9 protein-coding genes are annotated in these 12,616 nt (G+C 45.3%); 2 read left to right on the plus strand and 7 right to left on the minus strand.

The window, feature by feature from the left end:
* Positions 1-167: 167 nt before the first annotated feature.
* From nagB to R3P39_RS07110, 6 genes are all read right to left on the minus strand, one after another.
* Positions 168-965: a glucosamine-6-phosphate deaminase gene (nagB, locus tag R3P39_RS07085; RefSeq protein ID WP_336566561.1), complete on the minus strand. Its 798-nt coding sequence runs from the start codon at positions 963-965 to the stop codon at positions 168-170.
* Between the two features lie 277 nt (positions 966-1,242).
* Positions 1,243-2,376 (minus strand): transmembrane glucosamine N-acetyltransferase NagX, encoded by a 1,134-nt coding sequence (nagX, locus tag R3P39_RS07090; protein WP_336566563.1) that lies wholly within the window; start codon positions 2,374-2,376, stop codon positions 1,243-1,245.
* Between the two features lie 182 nt (positions 2,377-2,558).
* The gene (nagA, locus tag R3P39_RS07095; RefSeq protein WP_336566564.1) at positions 2,559-3,680 is read right to left on the minus strand and encodes an N-acetylglucosamine-6-phosphate deacetylase; all 1,122 of its coding nucleotides are present in this window, start codon (positions 3,678-3,680) and stop codon (positions 2,559-2,561) included.
* Complete coding sequence (gene nagK / locus R3P39_RS07100) at positions 3,680-4,591, minus strand: N-acetylglucosamine kinase (protein WP_336566565.1); 912 nt, start codon at positions 4,589-4,591, stop codon at positions 3,680-3,682. The genes nagA and nagK overlap by 1 nt, the downstream gene beginning before the upstream one ends.
* Positions 4,592-5,017: 426 nt before the next feature.
* A complete protein-coding gene (locus tag R3P39_RS07105; protein WP_336566566.1) occupies positions 5,018-5,860 on the minus strand; it encodes an isopenicillin N synthase family dioxygenase in 843 nt (280 codons plus the stop codon).
* 530 nt (positions 5,861-6,390) lie between these two features.
* On the minus strand, positions 6,391-7,500 hold the full coding sequence (locus R3P39_RS07110) for a response regulator (RefSeq protein WP_336566567.1): 1,110 nt from the start codon (positions 7,498-7,500) through the stop codon (positions 6,391-6,393).
* 103 nt (positions 7,501-7,603) lie between these two features.
* Here R3P39_RS07110 and R3P39_RS07115 point away from each other — a divergent pair, with 103 nt between their 5' ends.
* A complete protein-coding gene (locus R3P39_RS07115) occupies positions 7,604-11,305 on the plus strand; it encodes a response regulator (RefSeq protein WP_336566568.1) in 3,702 nt (1,233 codons plus the stop codon).
* 118 nt (positions 11,306-11,423) lie between these two features.
* Positions 11,424-11,624, plus strand: a complete 201-nt coding sequence (locus R3P39_RS07120; protein WP_336566569.1) for a hypothetical protein — start codon at positions 11,424-11,426, stop codon at positions 11,622-11,624.
* A 239-nt stretch (positions 11,625-11,863) separates the two neighbouring features.
* Here the strand turns inward: R3P39_RS07120 and R3P39_RS07125 are convergent, their stop codons facing one another.
* The gene (locus R3P39_RS07125; protein WP_336566570.1) at positions 11,864-12,550 is read right to left on the minus strand and encodes a DUF3334 family protein; all 687 of its coding nucleotides are present in this window, start codon (positions 12,548-12,550) and stop codon (positions 11,864-11,866) included.
* Between the last annotated feature and the right edge of the window lie 66 nt (positions 12,551-12,616).

The following is a 12,616-nucleotide window of genomic DNA, read 5'->3' on the forward strand; positions in this document are numbered from 1 at the left end:
AATATAGCAAGTGACTGTCCCTACATTATAAATGCTGAGTTGCCCAGTAAACATAGCTTATAACACCACGCTATAGGTGCTCAGCGGTAATACAGCTAAAAGCTACCATAGCCCAGTGTGACTGGCAAAAAAAAAGCCCCATTGGGGCTTTTGGAACTACAGTGTACTCACACTACAGAGGCAAGTTGTTGCATTAACTTTTGGTTTTCACTTTCGATGTGCTTATAAAATTCGACATCTTTTAACTTGTGCGCCGCGGCTTCATCCACCACAATCACCGCATCTCGATGCATTTGAAGCGCGGAAGCGGGGCAAGCTGCCGTTAAAGGCCCTTCCACCATAGCAGCCACGGCATCCGCTTTGTTTGCTCCGGTGGCCAGCAGTACCACTTTTCTGGCATCTAAAATCGTGCCAATTCCCATGGTAATAGAAAGATGAGGTTGATATTCATCGGCGCTAAAAAAACGTGCATTATCATCGATGGTGGCTTTAGTAAGGGTTTTTACCCGAGTGCGAGATGTTAAGCCAGAAGACGGTTCATTAAAGCCAATATGACCATTACGGCCAATCCCGAGTAATTGTACGTCAATACCACCCGCTTGGCTGATACGTGCTTCATACTCATCGCAAGCGCTGATGGGGTTGCTGGCATTACCCGGCGGTACGTGTGTGTTTTCGGGCTTGATATCAATATGATCAAATAACTGCTGTTGCATAAAGTAGCGATAGCTTTGTGGGTGAGTGTCCTCAAGACCTAAATATTCATCTAGATTAAAACTCGTGACTTTAGAAAAGCTTAGCTCCCCTGCCTGATTTCGGGCAATGAGTTGTTGATATAACGCCACTGGCGTTGAGCCTGTCGCGAGCCCCAGCACAGAATCCGCTTTTTGCTGTATCTGTTTCGTGAAAATATCGGCTCCATAGCCAGCCACCGCGGTAGCATCTTTGAGGATAACGACTTGCATATACACACCCAGATTTGAAGAAAAAGAAAATGGGATCTGAACCCTACCCCGCGTGCAATCAGAATAAGGCCAGATCAAACCTAATTGGGATACACAGCATTAGGTTATTACCATTATGACAACGCTGTCATTATTATCAGAAATAACCGCTTTGTAAAGTAAAAGTGAAAAAAACATGCGGGTTTTTATGCTAAATTTGCATAACAATATAAAAAAGCCCCTAGTCAGGGGCCAAATAGCAATGAAATACGCTGTCAGCTGCTAAGCACTGTAACCATCAGACACTGACAAAAATTTTGCGTCGATACATCCAATGTAACACCAACAATTGTACTAATAACAAAGCCAACACAGCCATTAAAGGTTGCCATAGCGCTGCTACCGCGGTGATAACGCCACCAAACACACTCTGGCTAATATAGCTCCAGTCAACCAAGCTAGAGGCTAGATAAATAATAATAGAGTTAGCGCCGATAATCACAAATGGGTAGGCCCAACGCTGAACATTTAAGACGTCGATAATGGCATAAAAAAGCGCTAATAAAATGGCGCTCCACCCCACTGTGACTAACACAAAAGAGCTAGTCCACAACTCTTTATTAACTGGAAACTGCAGATCCCACAGCCAACCTAAAGCCAGCGCAATAACCCCTGAACCTAACAATATCATTACCGCACGCCATTGCCCCTGCTCATTTGCGTTGGCAATCACGCGACCAGCAAACACTCCCGCAATAGCATTCACCACCGCAGGTAGCGTCGACAATACCCCTTCTGGATCAACCGGGCGATGTTGGTAACTAATGCCTGGTAATAAATAATCATCAAAAGCAGCATTCCAACTGCCAAGCCCAGGTGCGCTCAGATCTCCTGCAACACCACCGGGCACGGGTATAAAACACAGCAGTAACCAGTAACATATCAAGATCCCCACAGCAACGTAAGCGAGTGTTTTTAAACTGCTGTGCCACACCAACAAGGCACAAAAAAACCAAGCAAAAGCAATTCGCCCTAAGACACTGGCATAACGTACGCCATCACTATCAAGCGGGACACCCACTCCCCAGCCATGATTATACAGCACACCAAAAATACAGAGTAGAAGCAGTCGCTTTAAGGCCTTGGTATAGATAGGTTTGCGCTGTATTAAAGGGAGGTGATCAATGCGTTTTGGCGAGAGCCCCATGGCCACGCCAGAAAGAAAGATAAACAATGGGAATATTAAGTCATAAAAGGTAAAGCCATGCCATGCACTGTGCACGGTATGTGCCTCAAATGCTTTCCAGCCCTGCCAACCTGTTAATACAAACAGCGCAGCGAAAATAGATTGCCCACCTAAAATCCAAAACATATCCATGCCGCGTAGCGCATCTAAAGACGCTAAACGTTTCGGTTTATTCGTTGTTGTCATCTCTACTACCTATACCCCTTATAAGAGGATGGCCATTAACCAAATAAACCCTGCGATACTGCAGCAGGGTCTCATCAGGGAAATCAAACGATTGCGATTAATAAGGGTGTCACCGCAATAAATAATATGGGTGTCACCTCAACACTTGGGGTCATGGCAACAGTTTATCTGCAGCGACGACATCACACTGGCTCACCGGCAATTACTGTTAGCTCGGCCTCTAAGTCTTGGTTTAACACCACAAAGTCGGCCTCTGCACCACTGCGTAAATGTCCTTTAGTCTCTAACCCCAAATATTGCGCGGGATAAAGCGATGCCATGCGTAAGCTTTCAGCTAAACTTAACTGCAAGGTGTTGACACTGTTTTTCACCGCACTGGCCATATCCAACACACTGCCAGCTAGCTCCCCAGTGGTGGAGTTAAGACGATCGCCAGTACGGATAACTTTGCGACCATCAAAAAAGTCAAATTCAGTGGCATCGGTACCGACCGGTGGCATGGCGTCTGTTACCAACATGACTTTGCCACGCTGTTTGCTGCGAATGGCTAGTCGGGCCGACTGCGGGTGAACATGATGACCGTCCACAATCAAGCCACACCAACTGTGGTCATGCCAAAGCGCAGCGCCAACCACGCCCGGTTCGCGAGAAGTAAAAGGTGACATGGCATTAAACAAATGAGTAAAGCCATCCACACCTGCTTGTAAGGCCCGCTCAGCGGTTTCATAGTCAGCATTAGAGTGTCCAATAGACACCTTCACGCCGAGGTCAATTAAGCGCTTAATATCATCTAACGGTACCGTCTCTGGTGCCAAAGTCACCATTTTGATCCCTAAGTCTTGTCGCCCATAAATCGCAAACTCTTGTTCTGAAATAGGACGGAGGTATTGCTCACTGTGAGTGCCCTTTTTAGGCCCAGATAAATGGGGTCCTTCAAAGTGTATTCCCAACACGCCTGGTTGCTTTGCTGCAATCGCTTGCGCCGTGGCATCAGCAGCGCGCTCCATCACTTCTACGCGGTCAGTAATAAGAGTAGGCATTAAACCTGTAGAGCCAAATTTGGCATGTGCTTGCACAATTTGCGCTAAGCAAGCAACCGACTGCTCAGCATTAAAAAAGCCGCCACCGCCGCCATTAACTTGGACATCAATAAATCCCGGTACCACCATACCGGTTAACACCTTGGCATTATCAACAGCATGATTAAGGTGCTCAATTTTACCGTTATGCACAGTGAAATACACTTCGCTATGCCAGTTGTCACCATCAAATAATTGTGGCGCAAAATAGTGTTGTGAACTCATCAGTTGACCTTTTTAAATTCTTGACCAGCACTTTGAATGGCATAATAAATCGCCCCCATCTCCGGTGGCTGCTTCGGAGCTTGCACTTGTTTTGCGATAGCCGGGTCAAGCCAAGCTTGTAATGGCTCTGCCAGTCCGCCAATCATGGATAATCGTGGCGGATTAAGCGCCAATAGACGCTGGGCTAAACGACTGATGTAATCGGCGCCGGTTTTGACAATAGTAAGTGCAACCGCATCGTTTAACTTTGCTTGTTCAAACACGTAGCGAGCCAGCTTAGCGTAACCACTGGATGGCTGTCCTGCCATTTGCTCAGCAATTCCCATTGCATCTTTGGCACCAAAATGGCCAAGCAATACTTGAGTTAACGCTGTGCTTTCACCCAAACCATCGAGATCGAGCAATACAGCTTTTACTGCTTCTAGCCCCATCCATGCACCACTGCCCATGTCGCCCTGAGCAAAACCATGGCCGCCGTAGTTAACGGTTTGACCATTGACCAATGCAAAGCCACAAGAACCGGTGCCGGTAATAATAACAGCACCGTCACTGCCCTCATGGGCACCAATGCAGGCAGTATGAAGATCTGTGGTTAAGAACATATGCTTAAAAGGATGTTGCCATTGCAAGATTTTTTCATACAGAGCTGGCAAGTTAACACCAGCTAATCCAAGTCCGGCGTTTAGTTCATGCACCTGCTCGACTTTAAGCCCTGCATCTTGTAGCGCCATTTGGGTTGACACCATGATAGATTCTAGGGTGCGTTCAAGACCATGTAACGGGTTTGCAGCCCCTCCTAACCCAGTACCCAAAACGCCATGTTGCTGTGAGTAAATGGTTGCACGGCATTTTGTCCCTCCACCATCGATACCGATGTAGAGTTGGTCTTGGTCAACCTGTTTCGCCATCATGTAAGACCCCTAGTAATTTGCTGGTTGCCACCGCGTTATTGTTATCATTCGCCACGGTACTTGTTGTTGTTGAATTAATGTTACCCACAAAATGACAGCGTTGTCATTAAATTTCTCAAGATTTTTTTTCAACTTGATAATGTCGTGCCTTTCAATAGCACGGAATTTATCTTGATTTGGTATCGACTTTATCGACAGCCGTATAAAGAAAGGACAATGATTTCAGACAATTGCGCCGTATTACAAAATCTATTTTGATTGTGAAAACGCGAACCATATGCCAAATACGATTCCTCCCTAACCGCTATAATATTACACAGAAACAGAAATCTGTCAGTGAAAAGTTGCTTGGGGAGTTAGGATCAAGGAGGCGAAATAGCAAGCAGCGCTGAATTGAAGCGCTGCTTGCTGTCAGATTAATGAGGTTTATTTAACCCCTAATTCTCGCAAACGTTCTTGTAGGTAGCTGTCTGCGGTATAACGCTCAGACAATACGACATCTGGACGTGGATGCAAAAACAGTGGCAAAGAGATACGCGACTTATCGGACGCTTTACCGGTTGGGTTGATCACTCGGTGGATGGTAGATGGGAAATAGCCACCAGACGCCTCTTGTAACATGTCACCAATATTAATAATTAAAGAGCCAAAGTCACAAGGTACGTCTAACCAGCTACCATCTTGTCTTTGCACCTGCAGTCCGGGCTCATTGGCTGCTGGTAGCACAGTGAGTAGGTTAATGTCGCCATGGGCCGCAGCGCGAATGGCGCCTGGCTCTTCATCCCCAGTCATTGGTGGATAGTGCAATACGCGCAATAGTGTTTGCTCAGAGTCTTTGATCATGTCTTTCAGATCAATAGAAAACTTCGCACGAACCTCTGCAGGCGCTTCAGCTTGTACCCAGCTTAATAGCTCTTGGGCAAACTCACTAGCCAGACGGTAGTATTCACGGATCTCAGCTTCTAGCTGTGCAGGCACTTGGCCTTTAGGATAAACGTGAAAGTATTCTTTAATGTCTTTTACAGAAAAGCCTTTCGCCACCTCAGACACGTCTGGTGGAAAATAACCGTCTTGTGTGTCTTTGTTATACAAGAAGTTGTGCTTTTCTTCAGAATTGAAGAACGCTTGCCAATTGTTGTAAATGGATTCCACTAGCTGTTGTGGAATTGGATGGTTTTTTAATACACCGAATCCAGTGTTTCTTAAAGATTCTACAAACTCTTTCGCAGCATTTGGCGATTGATAGTCTACGGTAGGTAACTGTTGCATGATGGTTCCACCAAAATTATTAGTAATTCATGGTCAATTGTAGGCGCAGGCTCACAAACTGACGCACTTCCCGTGTCATCTCAACACTGCGTACCTTAATACCAATCAGCTTAATGGCGCATCTGCATTATGCAGTTTATCATCAAGCCTACTTGATACCTAACCAAGGCCGGCGTATTTAATCGGGTCTGTTGACCTAGGGTTGTTTTCGTGCGCATGTTCAAGCTCTATGCAAAATAGAGCCAATGCGGCCCACACCAACCTTTGCATCAGCATAAGATCAGAGCAGAATACTAAAAACAGCAACAGCAAAGGCCAAAAAGCCCTATACGATCGTGTTGTCGATAATTCTATAAAAGTGTCAGCACTGGGCTTTTTAATTAAGCCGTGTCTGGCCACTTCAAAGAATATGTATTAACAGCCGGCGAGCTTATTGAAATCGCCAGCAATAAATAAGGACTTATGTCCGCTTAGCGTATGACATCCCCCCTATTTTGACTCAGATCAACTCATATTTAGTATTGTGCTTGTTACTGAAACGGCAATGGAATATCAATATGCCAAGTTAAGCCATGATTATCAGTGATCCGATACTCCCCTGCAAGCGCCCCCGAAATTAAGTTCGCAGCTAAATTTGCGCTAAGCCCGACGTGGCCAGAATTACCTCGCTTGGTGGTCACAAAGGGCTGCAATAAATCTTGGCTATCGATCCCTTGTAGTCCATCACCGCCATCGGAGTAGACAACGGCTAAATGTTTTTCTGTAAGGGTAAACTGTATTTTCACCGCTCCGGTTGTGAGTTGCCAAGCATGTGCCATTGAGTTTTCAATTAAGTGTCCTAATACTTCCAGTAACGCGTTAACATCGCAAATAAACTCGTCCTGATTAACGCCAGTAAAACCTAACTCCACCGCCGCAGAGTCATAATTTTTTACCAACCGCTCTACCAACTGTTGTAAATTAGTGGCTTGCAGTTCACTTTCCCGTTGAGACTGAGATACCGACTTAAGCAATGTCACAAACTTCGCCACTTTATCTAAATTACGACTACACAATACACTGCTGTGGTTAATTTGCTCTAGACCCGCGACCAGGCCTTCTTGAGTTAAGGTGCCGAGCTCTAATGCCACAGACAATTCTTTAGTCACTTCCTCCAAAAAGGTATTGGAGGTAATACTGGTGCCTAATGGCGTATTTATCTCGTGGGCAATCCCCATCACCATCTGGCTTATGGCACTGGATATTTGTTGTTTAACCGCCAGCTTTTGCCCTTCTAATAATTTGAACTGAGTTTTTACTCGAGCAATGATTTCGCTGGGCTTATACGGTTTGGTAATATAGTCGACGCCACCAGCCGCAAACGCTTCGACAATGCTGTCACTGTCGTCATAGGCACTGACAAACATAACCGGAATGTCTTTTTTCAGGGGATCTGATTTCACTATTTTACACAGTTCAAGCCCTGACATTTGGGGCATTTTCATATCGGTGATCAATAACGCAGGCTGCCGCTTATTAATAATACTCAGCGCCAATTCGCCACCGGTTGCAGCCAACACTTTAAAGCCTTCTTTACGCAAGATCAGCTGTAGCACCTGAAGGTTTTCAGGCCTATCATCAACGATTAAGATCTCAGGCATGGTTTACTCTGGTTCCTTGCTGCTAAGACTTCTACCAGCATAGCTTGAGAATTTACATATCGCGACTATGGTTAATTATAAATGTATGCCTAAATAATAACTTATGTCTGCAAAAGCTCAGCTTAGTTGGTTAGCTGTTATCACCTTTATCATTTTTCTTGGTAGCGTATCGCTGGCTCAATTTGTGATCTTTCATCCCCAACAGGCCCTAAAGCAGTATTATCAAGCACAGCAAAACCATTTGTTATTAAAGCAATATCAGTTACGCCAAAACCAACAGTTGTTAACGCAATTACACTTTTACCCAGACCAAGCGCCAGACTCCGAGCTGCTTCAGGGGATTTTCATCAGCCAACAACAGTTAGTTCATCAATGGCAAGCTGCTCAAAGCGGGCTAACCCCACTCCCTCAAGACTATAACAACCGCATGTCGCAACTGGATTACCACCTGCAAACAACACAACAGCGTGCTAACGCTCAGAGTATGCGAACATTGAGCATTACCGCTATTGCCCTATTTATATTAACCATCACTCTGATTTGGTACATCTGGTTTATGCGTACCAAGCATTTTGCGCCGTTATATCGTGTTATTAATGCCCTTAAAGAGCGATCACATTACAGTCATGGGGTGACAAAACTACCGCAGGCCAAAGACGCTGATATCCGCCGCTTAACCACCGCCATTGAATCTGCCACACAAGCTCAGCAGCAACGTCTCGAGTTGGCAGCAGTCATAGAGCGTTATAATCGTGAACTAAAAGCCTTATCAGGCTCCACTGCCATCGTTAAACACGGATTAGCCTTCGTTGCCAAGCAATTCAATAGCCCCAGTGTTAGCTTGTATTTACAGCATGACAACCACTCTGTTAGTGTCGATGCCAGCGTCGGCTTAGTGCCAACCTACGCCGTTGTCGCTGAACAACTCCATCAGTCGGTAACACAAAATCATGCGTTACAACAAATTGCGCCACTGTGGCTCAGACAAGATGGGCAGGAAATAAAAATAGCGGCGCGCTACTCCTTGCCATTAAGTGTTGGCAGCCAAGTAAAATACATTTTACTGGTTGCCAGCAGTGAAGTGCTCAGCGACAACCAATTCGATACACTGCAATACCTCTGCAAAGACCTGAGTTTAGCCTTGGCAGTCAATGAAAACATGGAGAAGCAGCAGCAAACCGAAGCGGCCCTCAGTGAGCAACTTGAGCTTACGAACCATATTATTAATGCGATCCCAAACCCCACCTACTACCGAGATACTTCTGGCGCCTTTATGGGGGTCAATCAGGCTTTTTTGACCTTGCTTGATCAATTTGAAGTGGATGTCATGGGGGCCAAACTCGAGCAGGTGTTTGAACTTGGCACAGCCAATCTATTCGCGGCAAAAGCGCAAGAAATTATTGATTCAGCACAAGCACACACCTACGAAGTGACTATGTTAGATGGCCAGCAACAAAACAAAGAGCTGATTGTCTACGAAGCGCCGTTTTTTAACCGCGAGGGAGACGTGGCCGGTGTCGTCGGTATGTTTTTGGATGTCTCTGAGCGAAATCAGTTACAACGCGAATTGATCGAGGCCAAAGACAATGCTCAAGAGTCGGCAAAAGCCAAGGGCGAGTTCTTAGCCAATATGAGCCATGAGATCAGAACCCCAATGAACGCGATTATTGGTATGTCACACTTGGCATTGGCCACTGACTTAAATGCTAAGCAGCATGACTATATTACCAAAATAGATAGTGCAGCTAAGCAGCTACTGCGTTTGATTAATGATATTTTAGATTTTTCTAAAATTGAAGCCGGTAAGGTGGAATTAGAACATGAGCCTTTTACCCTTGAAAAGCTTATGGATAGCGTTGCCACCATTGTCAGTATCAAAGCGCAAGAGAAGCAGTTAGAACTGGTTTTTGATATTGATCCTGAGCTCCCTAGTGCCTTAATAGGCGATCAATTCCGTTTGACTCAGGTGTTGGTGAACCTGGCAGGGAACGCGGTGAAATTTACCGAATCCGGTGAGGTAGTTATCCAAGTAACGGCACTCGCCACCGAGCAGGATAATGCCAAAATCAAATTTAGCGTTAAAGACTCAGGTATTGGGATGTCGAAACAGCAACAAAAGAGTTTGTTTCAATCTTTCTCTCAAGCCGATACTTCTATCACAAGGCGCTACGGCGGCACAGGCTTGGGTCTGACCATTTCTCAACAGTTGGTTAAGTTGATGGGCGGAGAAATCTACGTCGAAAGCGAGCAAGGGATAGGCTCAGAGTTTTATTTTACCTTACTGTTGCCATTAGCTGAATCCACTGCTTTGCAACCAGCTAACACCGCGCAATTCGCTCAACATCAGGTCACCATCGTCGATGACAATCAGCACGCTTTAGATGTGTTAGCAGGCATGTTGAGCAACTTTTCTATGCCAGTGACGGCATTTACTGAACCCAATGAAGCGCTCAATCATGCCATGCTCAGCGAGTACGTCCAGAGCCTGTATATTGTCGATTGGCATATGCCAACAATGGACGGCTTGGAGTTAATCTCCAAGCTCAAACAACTCCCTAGCCATAGTGAAACTCGATTTATTTTAGTCACGGCATATGGCCGTGAATTGAGTTTAACCGCAGCACAATCTGCACTCATAGATGGGGTGTTACTAAAACCATTAAACCCCTCTAATCTTGTTGATGTCATACAGAGTACGCTGTTTGATACGGTGTCTGCACGTCAGCATATTCATACTAATAACCATACCATAGCGACAGATACCCTTGATGGCATGATGATATTAGTTGCCGAGGATCAGCCCGTGAACCAAGAAATCGCGGTCGAAATTCTCAGCAGTTATGGCGCCAGTGTCATTGTCGCCGATAATGGCGAACAAGCCTTACAAAAGGCCGCAGAAAGCGCCGTAGATATCATTTTAATGGACATGCAAATGCCGGTTATGGATGGCATCACCGCAACGCTCAAACTACGAGAAAAGTACCCTGCAGACACACTGCCCATTTTAGCCATGACGGCAAATGCCATGACGCAGGATATTCAAGCCTGTTTAGCGGCGGGGATGAATGGCCATGTTGCCAAACCCATCGACGTCAAACAATTAATCGACACTATAGCACAACACAGCAACAACGGCCTTGACCGGAATAACTCTGCGCCATTAAACCACACGCACCCGGAGTCAAAAACAGCAGAGCCAGAAGAAATTGTTGATTTTACTGGCATCGATATCAATGAAGGGGTCGCCCGAGCCGCTGGCAATCAACACGTGTATTTTGATATTCTTGAGAAGTTTCTGTCGCAACAAGTTGAAGAGCTAATTAACTTAAAGCAAGCGCTAGCAATCGAAGACTATGAACTCGTGCGAAACATGTTACATGCTCTGAAAGGTGCCAGTGCTAACCTTTCTATCGTTAAACTCACTGAGGCATTTAAACACATTGAAACCACATTAACGACCAGCCCACCATCAGCCGCTGAAATAGATGAACTCATTAAATACGTGAAATACACACTCGAGCAATGCCAAAAGCAACGCAGTAAACAGCGTAATCACATCACCAGCAACAGCAGCAATGATTCATCTCAGCTACAGGATTTAGTTAAACTGGCTTGCGCGCTACGTGATTATGACACCCAAGCCTCTGAGATTATAACCACTATCAATGTGGGTCCCTACCTAGGCGAAGTCGAATTAGAGCAACTAAAAACCGCAGTGGCACGGTTTGAATACCATGAAGCATTATCGTTGCTAACGGCTATTAAGCCTGTCGATGAAGCCGCACAACTGAGCAACGATAGCTAACCGCTAACTCCCCATGCAATCCCAGTAAAACAAGCCACCTATTTTTCACTTTTTATGTTGACGCAATATAAACAACTTGCTAACAATAAATAAACCACAACAAAACAAGGAAACAACAATGAAACTTCAACTGAAGAAATCTAAGTTAAAAGCGTTAACACAAAATGGTAACCAACTCGCTAAGGAAGTAACCCCGAACATTGCTGGCGGTTTTATTCCCACTGAACGCCGTTATTGCCAAACAGATATGAACTGTGCCAGTGAGGGCTGTGCTTCTATCGAGCCAAACTGTGGCACTCAAACCTATACCTGTTATTAAACAGCAAAGCATTAGGCCATATTGATGGTCTAATGCTTATACCAATCCGCATTAATGTTTCCACCTTCATACAACACCAACTTATCACTGTGCCACCCGGCAACTTTCTCACTTTGTAAAGAAGACGACATATCCTGAAACTAAAGCAGGGGTAATTAGGAGCGGGTTCTTAGTGATTAAAAAGAGGAGTGATTAAGGTGCCATAACAACTGACACCTTCAGGATCTAACTGATGACGATTAAAGTCCTAAATCATTCATAAAATCATCATCGGCAACGTCATCGCTTGCTTTGTCATCCTTGGCTACTGACTTCTTTTTGCTTTCTGCCTGACTGGCAATGATGTCATCGGGGTCTACCGCTTCAGCGATATCAAAATCGTGCAATTTAATGAATTCCGTTTTATCCATCGCCAGCTCAAGGTAGAAAATATTCTGCCCTTGGGTCGTGAATGTCACCCTTCTGGCTTGCGGTCGATCCATGGTGGTGTCCACTGAAATCTGCACCTGCTTATTAATAGCCATCATTTTTGGTTGGTTTTGGGTGATTGATGTGTGCAGTTGCTCCCGCACTTTGTTGGTAAAGTCGCCAACAATCTGGTTCATCAACTCGCCCAGCACATTGGCTACGTCATCCGATAAGTGACTGGAGGCAATTTCTTCCTCCGGCATGCCCATATTGCGCATGTAGTCGGTGTACACTTCCATCGCCGCTTGGCCGGTAAAGTTGGTTACCACCAAGCCAGTAAAGCCGCCGTCAAATAACACAAAACAGCCAATATCGGGGCGCATGCAAGTGCGGGTGATCTTCTGCACCATGGCAGAATAACTAATTTGGTTGCCGCTCGCCGACGACAGTACTTCGGTTACTGAGTGGCATAGCGTTGAAAGGATGTCTTCTGTACTAATCACTTTATTTTTCGCCATTTTTTGTCTCATTTTTACTTCTTATCATTAATAGTAGCCAAGCTACTGAATTTATCACTGACTATC

The organism is Pseudoalteromonas sp. UG3-2, from assembly GCF_037120705.1.
Lineage (GTDB): Bacteria > Pseudomonadota > Gammaproteobacteria > Enterobacterales > Alteromonadaceae > Pseudoalteromonas.